Raw genomic sequence first — 19164 nt, forward strand, 5'->3', positions numbered from 1 at the left:
ATTATGAAAAAATTGACACCTATATTTATATGTCTTGCATTATTCTTTGAAAGCTGCCAAGATGTAATTACTATTGACCCGCCCACAGAACCACCTCGATTATCTGTAGACGCCTTAATACGTATAGATGAGACTTACCAGATAACAACCGCAGTAATAAATGTTTCATTAACCAGTTCATTTTTTGAACAAACGGAACCTACCGATGTAGATTTAATTACCATTCGAAATATAGACTTTCCAGCAGATGAGCTTAATCAAAACATATTAATACTTAATAAAACTAGCCTCGGTGAATATTCAGGTTCAAAAGAAACTGAATTTTTCACAACAGGTCGTCTAGAACTATTAATTGAGTATAATAATGAAAGTTACTATGCAGAAACAAGTTACGTACCAACTGTACCGATTGAGACATTAAGAGAAGGCGACCAAACCTTATTTACAGGAGAAGAAACAGAAATAGTACTTAGTCTTACAGATGCACCAAACCGTACAGATTTTTATCTTTTCGATTTTTCATTTAATGAATATTTAGTTTCGGAGGATACATTTTATAAAGGTCAAAAATTTGAGTTCTCTTATTTTTATGAAGATGGTCTAAAATCGGGATATAATTTAGAGGTGAGCATACTTGGCGTAGATGAACAATTTTATAATTATATGAACCAAATAATTGTGCAAGCTGGCGGAGATCAAGGTCCGTTTCAAACGCCTGCCGCAACTGTACGTGGTAATATTATAAATATTACCAATGGTATAGATACCGAGATAGATAACCAAGAGTCAAATTTTGCTTTGGGTTATTTCGCAGTTTCCCAAGAATATAAAAAAACAATTACCCTAGAATAATACTTTTAAGCCTTACTAGAAACTTAAAAAAAATTATAAATTTGACTCTTTGTAAGTATTAGGATATGAAAACCGATAAGTCCCTTCTAGTTAAAGGTTTAAGAATTGCAGGCATAACCATAGCATTAATGTTTACGGCACCAGTAATTATATCATCTGCATTTAAAAATCAAGATCATTCTTTCTTTTGGCCTGTTCTTATAATAGGAGGATTATTGGCCATAGGTGCTGTCGCTGGTGGCTTCTATAGTATAAAGATAATGATGGATGCCCTTTTCGGTAGAAAAAAACAAAATTAGCAGCCCATACAATGCCATTTCCGCTTCTATTTATTAAATTAGGGGATGCGAAAAAGACCTTAAATAATTTAGTAGTATTTTACCTATAATATATTATTTGGTTAGGTTTTTTCGTAGTACTAAAATGAAATTTATATTAATACAAACCTGATTAAATTAATTAAATAAAAGATCGAAACATCTTCCTTTAAAATAGAAAATCCTGAACAAATATTCCATTTGCAAGAACAGAATATAATTATTCTTTTCCTTTAATTTAAACAAATCATTATTGCCAATTTATATATTATAATAATTTAAAATTACACCAATGAGCAAATTAGACAGAAGAAATTTTATTAGAAAAACATCACTAGCTGGTGCGGCAATAACAATTGCACCGAACATTGGTACTAGTGCTATTTCGTATACAGAACGACCTTTTATGCATAAGTATATGGGTGATTTTGCTGCTCCGAAATTAGAAAAAGTGAGAGCTGCTTTCATAGGTGTTGGTAGTAGAGGTCCAGCTCATTTACAGTTTTTCGCAGGACTTGAAGGAACAGAAATTGTTGCAATTTGTGATTTATATGAAGACAACGCAAAAAAATGGGGTGCCAAAGCCAAGGAAATAGGCAAAGGAAAACAACATCAAGATATACAACTATACTACGGCGAAGAAAATAAATGGCGCACAATGCTAGATGAGGTAAAACCTGATGTAGTATTCGTAATTACGAACTGGGGCAATCATGCACCAATGGTTATAGAGGCTATGAAAAAAGGTGCTCATGCTTTTACAGAAGTACCTATGGCATTAACTATTAAAGAGATGTGGGACATTGTTGATACATCTGAAGCCACAGGTAAGCATTGTATGATGATGGAAAATGTAAACTACAATCGTGAAGAATTGATGTACTTAAATATGTGCAGACAAGGCGTTATTGGTGAAATACTGCATGGTGAAGCGGCTTATATTCATGAATTACGTTGGCAGATGACTGAACAAGAGCGTGGTACGGGATCTTGGAGAACACCACAAATTGCACATAACAATGGTAATTTATATCCAACTCACGGTTTAGGTCCAGTAGCACAATATATGAATCTGGGTCGTAAAGATGACAGTTTCAAAAGTCTTATTTCTTACTCCTCACCTTCTCGAGGAAGAAAGTTATATGAACAGAATGAAATGAGTCCAGATAACAAGTGGAATAAAATGGAATTTAAAGGAGGTGATTTAAATACTTCAATTTTAAAAACACATTTTGGTAAAACTGTAATGATTCAATGGGATGAAACTAGTCCTAGACCATATTCTAGACACAATTTAATACAAGGTACAAAAGGCATACTTGCTGGTTTTCCTAATAGAGTTGCATTAGAAGGTGGAGTTTTAGGCATAACTAAAGACCATCACGAATGGGTTGAAGGAGATAAATTAGCAGCAGTTTACGAAAAATATGACCATCCACTTTACAAAAGACTAAATGAAGCTGCAAAAGGTAGTGGCCATGGCGGTATGGATGGTATTATGATGTACCGAATTGTAGAGTGCTTACAAAAAGGACTTCCGTTAGACCAAAATGTTTATGAAGGAGCTTTCTGGAGTGCAGTTACACCGTTAAGTATTGCTTCTGTTGAAAATGGTGGAATGCCACAAGAATTTCCAGATTTCACAAGAGGAAATTGGAAAAGCACGAATCCTTTAGATATAATTAGCTAATTACTTTAAATTTAAAAACAACGAATGAAAAAAATACTTGCTATAATTACAATTGCATTAGTACTGTTTGCTTGTAAAGAAGAAAAGAAAGCCGAAAAATCAAAAGAAATAGTTGACGCAAAAGTAAAATCAGATGATTGGATTTACCTTTTTGATGGAACTACAACAGAAGGCTGGCGAGGTTATAACGGAAAAACATTACCTCCAGGTTGGGTTATAGAAGACAGCACTTTAACTTTTAAAACAGAATTAGGTTTAGAACAAGATTATGAAGGTGGTAAGGACATTATTTATGCAGCTGAGGAATTTGAAAATTTCGAGCTTTATTTAGAATGGAAATTGCCTGAAGGTGGTAACAGTGGAATTTTCTATCATCTTAAAGAAGGGCATACTGGGCCTCCTGAAATTTCACCGGAATATCAATTAATCGATGATAAAAACTATGCACGTATTCATGATTTAACGGAATACAATACTAGCTTAGGATACACAGATAAACCAGAAGAATTAAAACCATTACAATCTACAGGTGCTGATTATGCTATGCATCCAGCTCCAGCTGAAAAGATATTACACCCTGTTGGAGAATGGAATTCCTCAAAAATTGTATTTACACCTGAAAAAGTAGAGCATTGGTTAAACGGTAAAATGTTGTTTTCTTTTGTTCCTTGGGATGAAGCATGGACAGAGAAGAAAAACTCTGATAAATGGAAAAATTCTCCAGACTATGGTAAATATAAAACTGGATTCATAGGTCTACAAGATCATGCGAGCCCTATTTGGTTTAAAAATATTAAGATTAAAAAATTATAGTTAGGACAACATGAAAATAAAATATTTTAGATTTCTAATTCTAGCCTGTCTACAATTAGTTTTGACTATATCCTGTATTGCGCAAAAACAGGATTCAAATTTCACTTCCCTATTTAATGGCAAAAACTTAGAAGGCTGGGAAGGCAATAAAGAATCATATAAAGTTGAAAACGGACTAATTGTTATTGACCCCAATGGTGATAGTAGTGGTGGCAACTTATATACTGAAAAAGAATTCGATAATTATATCTTTCAATTCGAATTCCAACTAACTCCAGGAGCAAACAATGGATTAGGTATTCACATGGCACCAAATGATCACGCCGCTTATGATGCTATGGAACTACAAATTCTTGACGATACTGCGGCCAAATATGCGGAACTTGAAACATATCAATACCACGGATCGGTGTATGGCGTAATTCCTGCAAAACGAGGTTTTTTAAAACCAGTGGGTGAATGGAATCATCAAGAAGTAACAGTTAATGGCTCAAAAATAAAAATTGTTCTAAATGGCACTACTATAGTTGATGGTGATTATAAAGAAGCAGGGAAAAACGGCACACTGGATCATAAAGAGCATCCTGGTTTAAAAAAGTCAAGTGGCCGCATAGGTTTTTTAGGTCATGGTGATGTCGTACGATTTAAGAACATAAAGATTAAAGAATTAACTTCAAATAAATAAAATTACCAAACAATATGAAGAAGAACATACAAAACAAGGACCGAAGAGAATTTTTAAAGAAAAGTGGTCTAGCGGGTATGGCAATTGCCTTGGCTCCATCGTTTATTATGAAAAATGCTGGTCCCCATGATCGATTAAGAACTGCACATATTGGTGTTGGTAATATGGGTAATGCTGATTTAGAAGCTATTTCTTCTCACGCCAAAGTAGATGTTACAGTACTTTGCGATGTGGATGCGAATAATCTAGCCGCCGCCAAAAAATTACATCCAAATGCAAAAACCTACGCTGATTATAGAGTAATGCTTAAAGAAATGGAAGATGAAATAGATGCTGTAATTGTTTCCACTCCGGATCATACTCATGCACCGGCTTCGATGATGGCTATGAATTTAAATAAACCTGTTTATTGCCAAAAACCTTTAACGCATTATGTTTCAGAAGCTCGAGCGATGAAAAAACTTGCAGCTGAGAAAAACTTGGTAACTCAAATGGGTATTCAAGTCCATTCTTTTTATGATTATAAACTAGCCACTTTACTTATACAATCTGGTATTATTGGTAAAGTCCATACAGTACATGCATGGTCTCCAAAAAGTTGGGGTTATGATGGACCAGAGCCTGAAGGTCAAGATCCAATTCCAGATACTTTAGATTGGAATCTTTGGTTAGGAACATCAGCTAAAAGACCATACAAAAAAGATGTATATCACCCAGGTAATTGGAGAAAATTAATGGACTATGGTTGCGGTACACTTGGTGATATGGGAGTTCATATTTTTGACACGCCGTACAACGCACTTGAATTGGATGTTCCGAGAACCATAAAAAATGAATGTAGAGCGAGCAATGGTTTCGGATATCCAGAAAACAATGTCGTAACCTACGAATTTCCAGCTACACAATATACTACCGAAACCTTAAAATGGATATGGTATGATGGACCGGGTGCACCGAATGAACATCCTGACTTAGTATTACCAGGAGCTACTGATACATCGAAAAAGGGTAAAAAATCGAAGAAAAAGAAAAAAGAGTCTGTAAAAGATAAAATCTCACTTGACGCTAAAGTAGCAGGTGCAGGTAAACTTCCGGATCAAGGCGCAATGTTTATTGGAGAAAAAGGGCGTTTATTGTTACCACACTTTATGCAGTTACCTACTAAAATTGTCGATGGAAAATATGTTGATATTACTGCTGAAATAGAAGCTGTTAGTAAAGCTAATAATATTGGTGAAATCGTTCGTAATTATAATTCTGAGGGACCAAAACACTACCATCAGTTTGTTGATGCATGTTTAGGAAACGGCGAAACTACCGCTCCTTTTTCTTACGCATCAAGATTAACTGAGACAATATTATTAGGTGTAATTGCGGGTCGTTTTCCGAATAAAACATTGCATTGGGATAGTGCTTCAGCTCAATTTTCTGAAAGTGAAGCCAATCAGTATTTAGAAGGAGAATACAGAGACTTTTAATTTAAAACAGTAAAAAAATAATCATGAGTGTATCTAGAAAGAATTTTATACGAAGTATTGCACTAGGAACCGTTGCAGCAGGGACTTCCTCATTTACTGTATTATCTAAAAATAAAAGCAAGTACGTAACAGATCATCAATTAAACATTGGTCTTGCATCCTATACATTACGTAAATACAGCTTAGATGAGGTAATTGACATTTCTCAAGGCCTAAATATTAAAGATGTAGCTTTTAAAAGTTTCCATTTACCTTATGAATCTACTCCAGTGGAATTAAAATTTATTGCCGATAAGGTCAAAGCTCGAGGACTTAATCTTTATGGTGGTGGAGTTATCTACATGAAAACGCCAGAGGATATTGAGAAACATTTCAATTATGCCAAGGCAGCTGGTCTTAAAATGATTATTGGGGTTACAACACATGAGTTATTACCGCAAATTGAGAAAAAGGTAAAGGAAACCGATATTAAGCTAGCCATACATAACCATGGTCCTGAAGATGAAATTTTCCCATCTCCAAAAAGTGTTTATGATAAGATAAAAAATCTTGACTCTAGAATTGGACTTTGCATGGATTTAGGTCATACTTTCAGATTAAATCTTGATCCGGCAGCCGAAGTGAAAAAATATCAAGATCGACTGCTAGATGTGCACCTTAAGGATATTAATGAGCAAATACCAGAAGGTAAACCAGTAGAAATTGGTCGTGGTAAGATGGATATTCCAAATATACTTAAAGCTTTGAAAGAAATCAAGTATACTGGAATTGTTGGCGTAGAATATGAAAAAGATGGTGACCATGCTAAATTTGGCCTAGCCGAATCTATAGGTTACGTACGCGCCGTTTTAGATATGATTTAATTTCACAAAATACATACCCTCAATTTTTAGCGCAATATCTAATTATAGAGGGTTTTTTATTTTCTATAAACACAATACCACACTAATGAGAACACTCCTAATTTTCATCCTCTGCTTCCAAATAAATAGTAGTTTTGCTCAAGATTCAGAAATCATATGGTGGAATCCGGCAACTAATGAATTTCCAGTTATTGAAGGGCAGGCCTGGCCTAAAGAAGTAAAATCTCCTTACGATAGATTACCAGCAAGGGCAGAAAAAACAGTGCGTAAAGCTGTCTGGAATCTCTCTAAACATGCTGCAGGTTTAAAAATTAGATTCCGTTCAAATTCTGAAGAGATTGTTGTCCGTTATAAAGTTCGACATAAAAAAGAAATGGATCACATGCCTGCCACTGGTGTAAGTGGTGTCGATTTATACGCAATTACTAACGATGGGTCAACTTTGTGGGCGAACGGTAAAAGAGAGTTTTCGGACACTATTACCTATCGTTATAGTGGTTTAGAGCCAAATGATTCGTATCATAAATTAGGCAGAGAATATAGGCTAAATCTTCCCCTATATAATAGTGTTGAATGGATGGAAATTGGCGTTCCAAAAAGCACACATTTCGAACCGCTACCGGTACGTAAAGAAAAACCCATTTTAGTGTATGGCACTTCTATAGCACATGGAGCCTGTGCAAGTCGACCAGGAATGGCATGGACTAACATTTTAAGCAGAAAAATGGATAGACCTCTTTTAAATTTAGCCTTTTCAGGAAATGGAAGACTCGAAAAAGAAGTAGTTGATTTATTAGAAGAAATAGATGCCAAGATTATCGTACTTGACTGTTTACCAAATCTTGTGCGTAAAAATGAATATAGTAACGCTGAAATCGACAAAAGAGTACTTAATTCGGTACGTCAATTACGAGACAAAAGACCAAACACCCCAATCTTACTTACCGAACATGCGGGGTATACGGATGGCTTTATTCAACCAGCCAGATTAAAATCTTACACCCGGGTAAATGAAGTACAAAAGGCCGCTTTTGATAAACTTCAAAAAGAAGGCATAAAAGACTTATACTATTTAAGTTATGAGGAATTAGGGCTACAACTTGATGATATGGTAGATGGCACGCACCCTAATGATTTAGGAATGATGCATTATGCCAAAGCCTATGAAACCAAGTTACGTGACATTTTACATGAAGCAATTGGTAAGTCTACCACCACCCTACCCGTTACACAGTATAGAGAACCTAACAATTATGATTGGGAAAGACGCCACCAAGAGATTCTAGAAATGAATGAAACTAATCCTCCAAAAAAGGTGTTTTTAGCTAATTCGATTATTCACTTTTGGGGTGGATTGCCAAAAGCAAAACTTGCCAGAGAAGAAAAAACATGGACAAAATATTTTAATCCTCTTGGTATGGGCAACTATGCATACGGCTGGGATCGTCTTGAAAATCTATTATGGCGAATTTACCATGGCGAGCTTGATGGATTTAATGCAGAACAAATTATTGGAATGGTAAGTACCAATAATCTACATCTTAATACCGATGAGGAAATCATTGAAGGCCACAAACTAGTATTACAAGCAATTCAGTACAGACAATCGCAATCCGAAATAATTTGGTTTGGAATATTACCAAGAAGAGATAATGAGGAACGTGTAGTTACACTGAATAAAAAAATTGAGGAATTAGCTCAACAATTCAATATTGAATATGCTGATATTGGGTCAATATTTCTTAAAGAAGATGATAAAATAGACGAATCGCTTTTTTCAGATGGACTACATCCTAACAAAGAGGGATATATAAAAATGCGCAAAGCTTTACTCCCCTATTTTAAAAAATAGATATACTATTTTTCATCTATTGGGTTACTCCATTTATCATTTAGAGCGGCAAAATCGAAATCTAATACAGATTCTTGCCGTTCCAATTTAAATTTCGCAAAAGCACGCTGTAGAATATCTTCTATTAAGTAATCATCATGAACTTGAACAGGATCGAATTCCTCTTTGATGGTGATTTTAAACATCTTAGCGGTAGTTTGATACCAAAACGCACGCCAGCCGTTACGGAGCTTTTTCACTAAATCAAAAGCAGTCATACCAGTTTGTCTATGTACCAATTTAACTAATATTTGACCCTCAGTACGCGTTAGTTTTTTTAATTCTTCCGAAAATTCGCCCTCAATATACTTCTGTATTTTTTTGGTATACTTTTTCTTTTTTCTCGTTTTGGTAATCTTTGTTAAACTATCATTCAATTCTACTAATCTTTCTGCGGCCAATTTAGCATAAGGGTATACTTTTAATGTCTTTCTACGCAAAATATAATAATGTAATTTTTCTTGGTAATTATCAAATTTCAACCTACCAAAAACATATACTTCATCTAAAGATACAGAGCTTCTAAAAATAGAATCACCTTCTATCATTATTAATTTCTCGGCAACAGAATCAAGGGGTTGATCTTCTATCTGGGCAAGTCCCACAGTTGTTACTCCTAATAATAAAATGAAAAATAAGCTACGTATCATATACTACTTAGTGCAATTCACTTGCCAAAGTTAACTATTATGCAAGCATGTTATTATTAAATAAACGTGAATATGATTAAGTTTGTATTCAAAATTCAATTAAATGAGTGTGAAGAAAATATTGACGAAAAAATCGCTAGAATTTTTAGAGAAATATCTAAATAATGCGGCACCTACAGGTTACGAATGGGAAGGACAAAAGCTATGGATGGAATATCTTAAGCCTTATGTTGACACCTTTATCACTGATACTTACGGATCAGCTGTAGGCGTTATTAATCCGGAGGCAAAATATAAAGTAGTTATTGAAGGGCATTCTGATGAAATAGCCTGGTATGTGAACTACATAACTGATGATGGTTTAATTTATGTAATAAGAAATGGTGGTAGTGACCACCAAATTGCACCATCTAAATGGGTTAATATCCACACAAAAAATGGTATCGTTGAAGGTATTTTCGGTTGGCCGGCTATTCATACACGTAGTCGTGTAAAAGAAGAACCACCTAAACCTGATAATATTTTTATTGATATAGGCGCAAAAGACAAAGAAGAAGTCTTAAAGATGGGAGTTCATGTTGGTTGCGTCATCACTTACCCCGATGAATTTAAAATTCTAAATAAAGACAAATTTGTTTGTCGTGCTTTGGATAATAGAGTTGGTGGTTTTATGATTGCGGAAGTTGCTCGACTTCTACATGAAAACAAGAAGAAATTACCGTTCGGATTATATATTACAAACTCTGTACAGGAAGAAATAGGATTGCGTGGTGCAGAAATGATCAGCCATACTCTAAATCCTGATGTGGCTATAATAACCGATGTTTGTCATGATACTACAACTCCGATGATAGACAAGAAAAAAGAAGGTCATATAGAAATGGGATCTGGCCCTGTTATTTCTTATGCTCCTGCTGTTCAAAATAAATTACGCGAACGTCTTATTGAAACTGCTGAGAAAAACAAGATACCTTTTCAACGTCTTGCAGCATCAAGATCAACAGGAACAGATACCGATGCTTTTGCTTATAGCAATGGCGGTGTAGCTTCTGCTTTAATCTCATTGCCGTTACGTTATATGCATACCACAGTTGAAACTGTACATAAAGATGATGTTGAAAACGTAATTCGTTTGTATTACGAAACATTGTTAGCTATAGAATCTGGTGAAACTTTTAGTTATTTCGAATAAACATATTTAGCCTCCTATTTCGGGAGGCTTTTTTTTTGATTTATGGATGAGTTAATTGATATTTTAGATGCTGATGGAAACATGACAGGACGAACTGCCATGAAATCTGAAGCGCATAAAAACGGATGGTTTCACCAAACGGTTCATATTTGGTTTTATACTTCGGATGGCAAAATACTTATGCAGCAACGTGGAAAAGATAAAGACACGTTCCCTTTGTTATGGGATGTATCGGTTGCTGGCCATATTGGTGCAGGAGAAACTATAGAAACATCAGCAATTAGAGAGGTTGAAGAAGAAATTGGAATACAGGTTAAAGAATCACAATTAAAAAAAATTGGTGTTTTTAAATCCATACAAAAACATAATGATGAGCTTAACGATTGTGAGTTTCACCACACTTTTATAACAGCTTTAAATGTAACACTAGAAAACTTAATAAAACAAGAAAGTGAAGTAGAACAGTTAAAATTAATTCCCCTCACTGAATTGAAAGATAAAATAAATAATGCAACAAAATCCAATTATGTACCTCATGGAAAGTTATACTATGAGAATATCTACAAGAAAATAAACAAGAACTTAAAAAAATAACACAAAATACTAAAAATCAATGTTTTGTATTAACTTTAAGTAGATTTACTTTAATAATTTAGAAATTACTTTCTTCCGCCATTTTAACCACCCCAACAGTTAAAATCAAATTTGCAAAACGTCGCTGCTCACCAGTCTGAATTATTAAAGTGGTATTCTGGTCTCTTATTTTATCATAGAACGCCCAACGTTCCATTTCGTCCCATGAAACATTACCAAGTAACTTTTTATATGCATCGTGTATTTCTGCATTTGCTTCGGCAGGTTTTTCCATAACAATTGCTCCTTGAACAGGGCAAACTTCTAGAATTCCTTCTAGAACCGTAAGCGCATCTAATAAACCTGGACGAAAATTGAGATGCACTGTAGTAGAATTAGGTCCGTTCATAGCCCCCACTGGTAAATTACCGTCTGCAATGACTACTTGTGCAAAATGACCCGAACGCGCAAGCACTTCCATAATCGTTGGGTGTATTACCGATGTTTTTAGCATAACTATATCTTTTATAAATAAGTAGACCCTAGCAACTATGCCGTAACTAGTTCTTATTAGTGATTTTATTTGTTGTCACTGTAACCTAAAAACATAAACAAAAAAACCGAAAATTACATATTGTACACACCACCATTAATATCTAAAGTAGCGCCTGTAATAAAGCCATCATATTCAGATGCCAAATATAAAACTGCTCTAGCCACATCTGCCGCATTTCCTGCACGTTGTATTGGAATACCAGCCGTTGTTGCATCTGCTGATTCTTTTGTAGTATGCGTATTATGAAATGAAGTACCAAGAATTAGTCCTGGTGCAATAGCATTTACTCGAGTTCCTTGGGCTCCTAATTCAGTTGATAGTGCCCGTGTAAAAGTTAAGATTGCACCTTTACTTGTAGAATAAACCAGTGAACCTGGGTGCCCGCCCTTTCGGCCTGCAAGTGAAGCTAAATTTACAATACTACTATTCTCATGTTTTCCAAGATAAGGAGCTGCAGCTCGAGTTACAAACATCATAGAGGTAAGGTTTATATCCATTACCTTGTGCCAAAATTCAGTCTCCATTTCTTTCAACAATCTACGTGCTACTAGTGAACCAGCATTGTTAACCAGAATATCTAGACCGCCAAATGCAGCAACTGATTTTTCAACTAGGGTATTCGCATCCTCTTCTTTTGTTAAATCTCCACTAACAGCAACTGCCTTTTGTCCTTTGCTTTTTGCATAATCTACTAATTCGTTCGCTGTATCAGAACTCGAAAAATAATGAATAGAAACATTAGCTCCACTATCAATAAAATGTCTTGTAATTGATTCCCCAATTCCCTGGGCTCCAGCAGTAATAAGAACATTTTTTCCAGAAAGTTTATCTGTATTTTTCATAGTATTGATAATTTAAATTAGATTGATACTAGTTCCTAATTAACTACGTATCATAATGGTTAATGTGTTTTTAGTGTTATAAATATAATTTAATACATTACGATAAGCTTTTTGTAAAATCTTGTACTTTACTCAAGCTATATTTTTCCTGCGACCCTTCTTTCATGTTTTTAACTACAAACGAATTATTGGCTAACTCTTGCTCACCTATTAAAATCACATAGGGTACATTTCGGTTATTTGCATATTTCATTTGCTTCTGAATTTTAACATTCGAAGGATATAAATCTGCTTTTATACCAGATTCTCTGAGATTACTTACCAACTTTAAAGCACTTAAGGCTTCATTATCTCCAAAATTCAAACAAAGAACTTGAAGTGATTGATCAACATATTCAGGAAATAATTCCAATTCTTCTAAAACAAGATAAATACGATCAAGTCCAAATGAAATACCCACTCCACTAACGTCCTTCATTCCGAAGATACCAGTAAGGTCATCATATCGACCTCCACCGCCTATTGAGCCCATTTTAACGCCTTCTGGTGGACTTACTTCAAAAATAGCACCCGTATAATAGTTTAGACCTCGAGCTAGGGTTACGTCAATCGTAAGATTAGCAGATTTAAGTCCAATAGATTCAATCGTTTCAATTATGAATGAAAGTTCTTCTACACCTGCGCTTCCTTCATCTGAACCTGACAATAGTTGTTTTAAAGCTGATAATTGTTCTTTATTACTGCCTGATAATGAAAAAAGAGGCGAAAGTTTTTCTATAGATTCTTGAGAAATACCTTTTCCAAGCATTTCTTTAACAACCCCTTCTTCTCCTATTTTATCCAGTTTATCTAGTGCGACCGTAAAATCGATTAACAAGTTTTTCGCTCCTATTGTTTCTGCAATCCCAGATAAAATTTTTCTATTATTTAATTTGATTGTAGCTCCATCCAATTTCAAATCAGTGAAAACGGAATCATATAACTGAATAAACTCAATTTCTTGTAAAAGTGAATTGGAACCAACAACATCAGCATCACACTGGTAAAACTCTCTAAATCTACCTTTTTGTGGGCGATCCGCACGCCAAACGGGTTGTATTTGATAACGTTTAAACGGAAAGTCTATCTCATTTTGATGCATTACCACATATCGTGCAAAAGGCACGGTTAAGTCGTAGCGCAATGCCTTTTCACTAATCTTAGGCGAAATACTATTGGAGTTTTTAGAACTGTAAGTAACGTCATCTACTTTACTAATAAAATCACCAGAATTTAGTATTTTAAAAATCAATCGATCACCTTCTTCACCATATTTTCCTAATAGAGTACTCGAATTTTCAAAAGAAGGTGTTTCTATAGGTTGAAAGCCGAAGGTTTGAAAATGTTTTTTTACGATGTCGAAGATATAATTGCGTTTTGCAACTTCACTAGGAGAAAAATCACGGGTTCCTTTAGGTATGCTTGGTTTTTGAGCCATTTAATAGTATTCTTATAAACGATGCCTATGGGTAAACTTAGGCATTTTAAATTTGGATTTTAGTTACAAATATAGTCCTCCTTAATCGATTCAAAAATGAAGTAAGTTTTAAACGTACCTTCAATAACTTATAAAATCAATTTTAATGATTAAGAAGTTACAATCACCTTCTCAAACCATTGATACAATTCACCTTTTGTAATAACCGCTCCTTGTTTAATTAAATTGAATTTGTCTAAGTTTTTATCTTCTGTGTAAGCTTTAGAAGCTGTTAAATATTCAACAAAATCGGACTGCCAATTCTTCTTAAACCATGAAAAACCCAAAGAAGTAGTTAAATCAATTTCCGGGTTCATTACTTTAACAGATATTAATTTCATTTCTTTATCAGAACAATGAAAAAGGTGCATTTGCTTTTCTGAAACATTTTCTAGGTAGCCAACTTTACTTAGTACGCCTTCCCATATTAAATCACTAAAAACATCAATTTCATCTTCAGCAACTTCTGGTTTTTCTTCTTTCAGTTGTTTCCATTCATCACCTGTAACCGACTGTGTAGCAAGGAAATTTATGAATTCTTGGTGTAATTCTTCTAATTGTTGTTTAGTAAGTCTTGCGTATTTCAAAATCTATTATTCTTTTAATATATAAAACAAAAAAAGAGCCATGCGAACACGGCTCTTAATATTTAGTAAAGAAATCTGAAAGATTTACTTAGCCTTAGCGTCAGCAACCACGTCAAATGCGAATTCTACCAATACTTCTCTATGCAATCTAATTTGTGCATTTGCAGTACCAGTACGTTTTACTGAACCACCTTGAATTTTGATAAATTTCTTATCGATTTTGTGTCCTTGTTTTTCAAGTGCAGTCGCTAAATCGATATTGGTTACAGAACCAAATAATTTATCGCCAGCCCCTGTTTTAGCAGGAATCTTCAATTCTAATCCTTTAAGTGCATCAGCGGTTTTATTAGCGCCATCTACAACTTCTTTCTCTTTATGAGCACGTTGCTTTAAATTCTCAGCCAAAACCTTTTTAGCAGAAGTAGTAGCCAAATGTGCCAAACCTCTAGGAATAAGGTAATTTCTTCCGTAACCATTCTTAACGATTACAACATCATCTTTAAAGCCTAAATGCTCTACGTCTTGTTTTAATATAAGTTCCATCGTTCGTTTCTTTTATTTTAACAAATCGCCAACATAAGGCATTAATGCAATGTGACGTGCGCGTTTTACAGCTTGAGCCACTTTTCTTTGATATTTCAACGAAGTTCCGGTAAGTCTTCTTGGAAGTAATTTACCTTGTTCGTTTACTAATTTCATTAAGAAATCAGCGTCTTTGTAGTCGATATACTTGATACCAGACTTCTTAAATCTACAATACTTCTTTTTAGTATTGGTTTCAATGTTCAATGGAGTCAGATATCTGATTTCTCCATCTTTTTTACTTTTTGCTTGTTGTTCTATAGATGCCATATCACTTACGCTTTAGCTGTTTTTAACCTTGTTCTTCTTTTCTCCGCCCATGCAATTGCATGTTTGTCTAATTTCACTGTTAAAAAGCGCATAACACGCTCATCACGGCGAAATTCTTGCTCATAAGGTAAAATTACCTCACCAGGAGCAGTAAACTCGAACAAATGGTAAAAACCACTTTTCTTGTGTTGGATCGCATAGGCCAATTTTTTTAGGCCCCAATTCTCTTTAGAGACCATCTTGCCTCCGTTCTTTTTGATGAAATCTTCAAATTTCTTTACTGTTTCCTCTATCTGAGTATCAGACAGAACGGGATTCAAAATGAAAACAGTTTCGTAATTGTTCATATTAATTTAATTTTAGGAGCGCAAAAATATGAATATTTTAAGACTAATTCACACGAAAACAGTTTTTTCTTCGTTATAAACAGGAATCATAAAAATTAAACTTAACCTAAATCTTAACCTATCGTCATTGAAAACTACACAGAAAACCGTACAATGTTTACAACTTTTGTTGCAACTCAGCGTCTTTATTATGTAATTTGTCAATGATTTAACCCCACAAATCAAACCTTTTATGAAACTAAGAAGTATAATTGTTGACGATTCGTCTATGCAGCGAATGGCAGTAGCAAAATTGGTGAATAATCATCCCAATTTGGCTATGGTAGCAGAGTACAGTAATGCTATCGAGGCTAAGAATGGAATCAAAAACAATCAGATTGATGTAATCTTCCTAGATGTTGAAATGCCCATAATCAACGGATTCGACCTACTCGAATCATTGGAAAATCCACCTCAAGTTATTCTGATTACCGGAAAACCAGATTACGCACTAAAAGCATTTGATTACGACGTTACAGACTATTTGCACAAGCCAATTACCATGGCTCGCTTCGATGCCTCTGTAAAAAGAGCCGTAGGCAAATTTGAGCAAATGCACAGAGTTAATGAAGACGAAGAGCATATTTTTGTAAAGAGTAATCTAAAGAAAAGAAAAGTAATTCTTAATGATATTAAGTGGATAGAAGCACTTGGTGACTATATAAAGTTAGTTACTGATGAAGCAAATATCGTTATTCTTTCTACCATGAAGTCTTTTGAAAAGCAATTACCAGAAGACAAGTTCTTAAGAATACACAAATCTTATATAGTCAATTTAGAGAAAATTGAGAAATTCAACAGTAAAAACGTTGAAGTAAGCGGCAGATCAATACCGCTAAGTAGAAACAAGAAGACTGAACTTGCAGACGCACTGAACAACTTCTAGTTTCTAGATAAAATTTATTAACAATTTGAAATCGCTGATTTTTTTAAAATCAGCGATTTTCTTTTTTATATATGATCTACATTATATATTATTCTCACCGATCTAAAACTTGCAATAGCATTAAATGATTTTTCAATTCTTTTAATACTACTCTTGGTTTTTGCAAGAGATTGCCCAGCGGGAATTTTCAGCAATACATGCTTTATATATTGATTTCGAATTCGCGAAACAGGTGGGAATTCGGGTCCGAGCACATTAGATTTAAATGTGTTGCGAAGTCCTTTTGCAAACCACTCCGCAGCTTCATTTAAACGATTGTATTCTTTATGCTTAAATGTTAATTGTATAATCTTATTATGAGGCGGGTATTTATATTGCTCTCGCTCATATAACTGCTCTTTAAACATTCCTTCAAAATCACCATTAGTAACTTGTCTTAATATTTGATGATACGGATTATATGTTTGAATAATTACCTTACCTCTTTTTTGTGTCCGCCCTGCTCTACCTGCCACTTGAGTTAACAACTGAAAACTACGTTCGTGAGCTCTGTAATCTGGAAAATTAAGTAATGAATCTGCATTCATAATACCCACCAAACTTACATTTCTAAAATCGAGGCCTTTAGTCACCATTTGCGTCCCAACAAGAACATCAACTTCATGTTGCTCAAAAGAGGTAATAATCTTTTCATAAGCATGTTTACCGCGAGTAGTATCAAGATCCATTCGCGCTACTCTTACCTCCGGAAAAAGCTTTTTAAGCTCTTGCTCCACTTGTTCCGTACCGAAGCCTTTTGTATCTAAAGTTGAACTACCGCATGCTTGACAACTTTCGGGCAAAGCAATATTATGACTACAATAATGACAACGCAATTGCTTTTTATATTGATGATATGTTAAACTAACATCACAATTGGGACATTGTGGCGAATGACCGCAGGTAGTACATTCTAAAATTGGTGCAAAACCTCTTCTATTTTGAAATAGAATAACTTGCTCACCCAATTCCAGCGTTTCAGTAATTTCAGCTATTAGACGTTCCGAGAAATGCCATTTCATTCTTTTTTTACGATGCTGTTCTTTAATATCTACCAACTCCATTTCCGGCAATAGCACATTACCATAGCGCCTTGTTATTTGCGCATAGCCATATTTGTTAGACCTCGCATTTTGATAACTCTCAATACTTGGCGTGGCTGAGCCAAGCACAATATTTGATTTATGCAGATTACCTAAAACAACGGCACTATCACGCGCATGATATCTTGGAGCAGGATCAAATTGCTTGAAAGAACTTTCATGTTCTTCATCTACCACAATCAGTCCTAAGTTTGAAAAAGGCAAAAACATAGCTGAACGCGCACCAATTACAATTTGAGCTTTTGGCTTATTCGCTAGTACATTATTGTATACTTCTACCCTTTCTTGGATGTTATATTTGGAATGAAACACAGAAACCTTCTCGCCAAAATAATCCTGTAATCGACCTATTAATTGGGTAGTTAGGGCAATCTCGGGTAGTAAATACAATGCCTGCCTGCCTTCTTTTATACATTGTTCTATTAATTCAACATAAACCTCCGTCTTTCCCGAAGAGGTAACACCATGCAACAAGGCAACTTTTTTAGCATTAAAACTATTGCGTATTGCTGTTATCGCTTCTTTCTGATATTCATTAAGTTTCTTGAGATTACTAGCTTCACTTTCATTATCATAATTAACTCGGTCTGTACGAATAAAATATTCTTCTAAAATCTCTTTATCTACCAAAGTCTTAATAATTGCTCTGGACGCACCACTACTCGATTCCAATTCTGAAACTTTAATAGGGTTTTTAGAGGTGGCCTCTAATTGAAAAAGTGATAAAATAACTTGACTTTGTTTAGGGGCCCTTTTTAAATTATCTAATAACTTTTCTAATTCAGATTCCGCTTGATATACCTTGCCAATTTTAACATAGCGCACCAATTTAGCACGGTATTGTTCGAATAACTCCTCTTTTAAAACAATCACTCCTTTAGTGATTAACCGATTTAAAATTGGTAGTGTATTCTTCTTTTCAATAATAGCAGCAACCTCATGTACTCGTAACATCGATTGGTATTGCAATGCCTCAAAAACTAGGAATTCATCATCTTTTAAATCGCTTTCATCAACCTCCACCTGTTTATTCAACAAAATTAAGGTCTCACTTTCTAATAAAAATGCACTCGGAACTGCGCTTCTAAATACTTCGCCTAAAGTGCACATATAATACTCTGCAATCCATTGCCAATGTTTTAATTGCGCTTCGTTTACTAAAACTGTATCATCTAATATTTGGTGAATTTGTTTTGCTTCATATATTTCAGGCGGATTGTTATGTACTGAAAATACCAGCCCAGTATACACTTTAGATTTACCAAAGGGTACAGCCACTCGCATTCCAGGTAGAAGCACTTTCGATTCTTCTTCAGAAATGGAATAAGTAAATTGTTTTTCTAAAGGAATTGGTAGTATAACGTTGATAAAATACTGCATAGGCCCCCTTATA

Annotated in this window: 20 protein-coding genes; 11 read left to right on the forward strand and 9 right to left on the reverse strand. The window is 34.7% G+C overall.

The genetic code is table 11. From position 1 onward, the window contains the following. Nucleotides 1–3 precede the first annotated feature (3 nt). From UH7x_RS00085 to UH7x_RS00120, 8 genes are all read left to right on the forward strand, one after another. A complete protein-coding gene (locus UH7x_RS00085; RefSeq protein WP_482361685.1) occupies nucleotides 4–852 on the forward strand; it encodes a DUF4249 domain-containing protein in 849 nt (282 codons plus the stop codon). A 65-nt stretch (nucleotides 853–917) separates the two neighbouring features. After that, a complete protein-coding gene (locus UH7x_RS00090) occupies nucleotides 918–1151 on the forward strand; it encodes a DUF6095 family protein (protein ID WP_482361686.1) in 234 nt (77 codons plus the stop codon). A 310-nt stretch (nucleotides 1152–1461) separates the two neighbouring features. Continuing rightward, nucleotides 1462–2859: a Gfo/Idh/MocA family protein gene (locus UH7x_RS00095; RefSeq protein WP_482361687.1), complete on the forward strand. Its 1398-nt coding sequence runs from the start codon at nucleotides 1462–1464 to the stop codon at nucleotides 2857–2859. A 24-nt stretch (nucleotides 2860–2883) separates the two neighbouring features. Continuing rightward, complete coding sequence (locus UH7x_RS00100; protein ID WP_482361688.1) at nucleotides 2884–3672, forward strand: 3-keto-disaccharide hydrolase; 789 nt, start codon at nucleotides 2884–2886, stop codon at nucleotides 3670–3672. A 10-nt stretch (nucleotides 3673–3682) separates the two neighbouring features. Further along, nucleotides 3683–4357 (forward strand): 3-keto-disaccharide hydrolase, encoded by a 675-nt coding sequence (locus UH7x_RS00105; RefSeq protein WP_482361689.1) that lies wholly within the window; start codon nucleotides 3683–3685, stop codon nucleotides 4355–4357. A 14-nt stretch (nucleotides 4358–4371) separates the two neighbouring features. After that, nucleotides 4372–5835, forward strand: a complete 1464-nt coding sequence (locus UH7x_RS00110; RefSeq protein ID WP_482361690.1) for a Gfo/Idh/MocA family protein — start codon at nucleotides 4372–4374, stop codon at nucleotides 5833–5835. A gap of 23 nt (nucleotides 5836–5858) precedes the next feature. Beyond that, entirely contained in the window at nucleotides 5859–6698 is an 840-nt protein-coding gene (locus tag UH7x_RS00115) for a sugar phosphate isomerase/epimerase family protein (protein ID WP_482361691.1), read from the forward strand. 85 nt (nucleotides 6699–6783) lie between these two features. Continuing rightward, nucleotides 6784–8550 carry an SGNH/GDSL hydrolase family protein gene (locus tag UH7x_RS00120; RefSeq protein WP_482361692.1) on the forward strand — a complete coding sequence of 589 codons (1767 nt, stop codon included), beginning with the start codon at nucleotides 6784–6786 and terminating at the stop codon, nucleotides 8548–8550. Nucleotides 8551–8555: 5 nt separating this feature from the next. On the opposite strand, the gene UH7x_RS00125 is transcribed toward UH7x_RS00120, so the two are convergent. After that, nucleotides 8556–9239: a DUF4294 domain-containing protein gene (locus UH7x_RS00125; RefSeq protein WP_482361693.1), complete on the reverse strand. Its 684-nt coding sequence runs from the start codon at nucleotides 9237–9239 to the stop codon at nucleotides 8556–8558. A 103-nt stretch (nucleotides 9240–9342) separates the two neighbouring features. Here UH7x_RS00125 and UH7x_RS00130 point away from each other — a divergent pair, with 103 nt between their 5' ends. Together UH7x_RS00130 and UH7x_RS00135 are read left to right on the forward strand one after the other, a co-directional pair. After that, nucleotides 9343–10431 (forward strand): M42 family metallopeptidase, encoded by a 1089-nt coding sequence (locus tag UH7x_RS00130; protein WP_482361694.1) that lies wholly within the window; start codon nucleotides 9343–9345, stop codon nucleotides 10429–10431. 42 nt (nucleotides 10432–10473) lie between these two features. Then, nucleotides 10474–11025, forward strand: coding sequence for an NUDIX hydrolase (locus UH7x_RS00135; protein ID WP_482361695.1), 552 nt, complete (start codon nucleotides 10474–10476; stop codon nucleotides 11023–11025). A gap of 58 nt (nucleotides 11026–11083) precedes the next feature. Here UH7x_RS00135 and UH7x_RS00140 read toward each other — a convergent pair whose 3' ends face one another. From UH7x_RS00140 to rpsF, 7 genes are all read right to left on the reverse strand, one after another. Next, nucleotides 11084–11518, reverse strand: a complete 435-nt coding sequence (locus UH7x_RS00140; protein WP_482361696.1) for an RbsD/FucU domain-containing protein — start codon at nucleotides 11516–11518, stop codon at nucleotides 11084–11086. 113 nt (nucleotides 11519–11631) lie between these two features. Next, nucleotides 11632–12402, reverse strand: coding sequence for an SDR family NAD(P)-dependent oxidoreductase (locus UH7x_RS00145; protein WP_482361697.1), 771 nt, complete (start codon nucleotides 12400–12402; stop codon nucleotides 11632–11634). Nucleotides 12403–12499: 97 nt separating this feature from the next. Beyond that, nucleotides 12500–13879, reverse strand: a complete 1380-nt coding sequence (hisS, locus tag UH7x_RS00150) for a histidine--tRNA ligase (RefSeq protein WP_482361698.1) — start codon at nucleotides 13877–13879, stop codon at nucleotides 12500–12502. Between the two features lie 149 nt (nucleotides 13880–14028). Further along, on the reverse strand, nucleotides 14029–14505 hold the full coding sequence (locus UH7x_RS00155; RefSeq protein ID WP_482361699.1) for a DUF6495 family protein: 477 nt from the start codon (nucleotides 14503–14505) through the stop codon (nucleotides 14029–14031). Between the two features lie 84 nt (nucleotides 14506–14589). Further along, on the reverse strand, nucleotides 14590–15048 hold the full coding sequence (gene rplI / locus UH7x_RS00160) for a 50S ribosomal protein L9 (RefSeq protein ID WP_482361700.1): 459 nt from the start codon (nucleotides 15046–15048) through the stop codon (nucleotides 14590–14592). 12 nt (nucleotides 15049–15060) lie between these two features. After that, nucleotides 15061–15357 (reverse strand): 30S ribosomal protein S18, encoded by a 297-nt coding sequence (gene rpsR / locus UH7x_RS00165; protein WP_153755009.1) that lies wholly within the window; start codon nucleotides 15355–15357, stop codon nucleotides 15061–15063. 5 nt (nucleotides 15358–15362) lie between these two features. Next, nucleotides 15363–15704 (reverse strand): 30S ribosomal protein S6, encoded by a 342-nt coding sequence (rpsF, locus tag UH7x_RS00170; protein WP_482361701.1) that lies wholly within the window; start codon nucleotides 15702–15704, stop codon nucleotides 15363–15365. A gap of 232 nt (nucleotides 15705–15936) precedes the next feature. Here rpsF and UH7x_RS00175 point away from each other — a divergent pair, with 232 nt between their 5' ends. Then, a complete protein-coding gene (locus tag UH7x_RS00175) occupies nucleotides 15937–16629 on the forward strand; it encodes a LytR/AlgR family response regulator transcription factor (protein ID WP_348150842.1) in 693 nt (230 codons plus the stop codon). Between the two features lie 65 nt (nucleotides 16630–16694). On the opposite strand, the gene priA is transcribed toward UH7x_RS00175, so the two are convergent. Further along, nucleotides 16695–19151 carry a replication restart helicase PriA gene (gene priA, locus UH7x_RS00180; protein ID WP_482361702.1) on the reverse strand — a complete coding sequence of 819 codons (2457 nt, stop codon included), beginning with the start codon at nucleotides 19149–19151 and terminating at the stop codon, nucleotides 16695–16697. Between the last annotated feature and the right edge of the window lie 13 nt (nucleotides 19152–19164).

This window comes from Aurantibacter sp. UH7, assembly GCF_056839165.1.

Excerpts from the sequence above, each read along its gene's own strand:
- UH7x_RS00085 (WP_482361685.1), top strand. The coding sequence starts at position 4 with ATGAAAAAATTGACACCTATATTTATATGTCTTGCATTATTCTTTGAA.
- UH7x_RS00090 (WP_482361686.1), top strand. The coding sequence starts at position 918 with ATGAAAACCGATAAGTCCCTTCTAGTTAAAGGTTTAAGAATTGCAGGC.
- UH7x_RS00095 (WP_482361687.1), top strand. The coding sequence starts at position 1,462 with ATGAGCAAATTAGACAGAAGAAATTTTATTAGAAAAACATCACTAGCT.
- UH7x_RS00100 (WP_482361688.1), top strand. The coding sequence starts at position 2,884 with ATGAAAAAAATACTTGCTATAATTACAATTGCATTAGTACTGTTTGCT.
- UH7x_RS00105 (WP_482361689.1), top strand. The coding sequence starts at position 3,683 with ATGAAAATAAAATATTTTAGATTTCTAATTCTAGCCTGTCTACAATTA.
- UH7x_RS00110 (WP_482361690.1), top strand. The coding sequence starts at position 4,372 with ATGAAGAAGAACATACAAAACAAGGACCGAAGAGAATTTTTAAAGAAA.
- UH7x_RS00115 (WP_482361691.1), top strand. The coding sequence starts at position 5,859 with ATGAGTGTATCTAGAAAGAATTTTATACGAAGTATTGCACTAGGAACC.
- UH7x_RS00120 (WP_482361692.1), top strand. The coding sequence starts at position 6,784 with ATGAGAACACTCCTAATTTTCATCCTCTGCTTCCAAATAAATAGTAGT.
- UH7x_RS00125 (WP_482361693.1), bottom strand. The coding sequence starts at position 9,239 with ATGATACGTAGCTTATTTTTCATTTTATTATTAGGAGTAACAACTGTG.
- UH7x_RS00130 (WP_482361694.1), top strand. The coding sequence starts at position 9,343 with ATGAGTGTGAAGAAAATATTGACGAAAAAATCGCTAGAATTTTTAGAG.
- UH7x_RS00135 (WP_482361695.1), top strand. The coding sequence starts at position 10,474 with ATGGATGAGTTAATTGATATTTTAGATGCTGATGGAAACATGACAGGA.
- UH7x_RS00140 (WP_482361696.1), bottom strand. The coding sequence starts at position 11,518 with ATGCTAAAAACATCGGTAATACACCCAACGATTATGGAAGTGCTTGCG.
- UH7x_RS00145 (WP_482361697.1), bottom strand. The coding sequence starts at position 12,402 with ATGAAAAATACAGATAAACTTTCTGGAAAAAATGTTCTTATTACTGCT.
- hisS (WP_482361698.1), bottom strand. The coding sequence starts at position 13,879 with ATGGCTCAAAAACCAAGCATACCTAAAGGAACCCGTGATTTTTCTCCT.
- rplI (WP_482361700.1), bottom strand. The coding sequence starts at position 15,048 with ATGGAACTTATATTAAAACAAGACGTAGAGCATTTAGGCTTTAAAGAT.
- rpsR (WP_153755009.1), bottom strand. The coding sequence starts at position 15,357 with ATGGCATCTATAGAACAACAAGCAAAAAGTAAAAAAGATGGAGAAATC.
- rpsF (WP_482361701.1), bottom strand. The coding sequence starts at position 15,704 with ATGAACAATTACGAAACTGTTTTCATTTTGAATCCCGTTCTGTCTGAT.
- UH7x_RS00175 (WP_348150842.1), top strand. The coding sequence starts at position 15,937 with ATGAAACTAAGAAGTATAATTGTTGACGATTCGTCTATGCAGCGAATG.
- priA (WP_482361702.1), bottom strand. The coding sequence starts at position 19,151 with ATGCAGTATTTTATCAACGTTATACTACCAATTCCTTTAGAAAAACAA.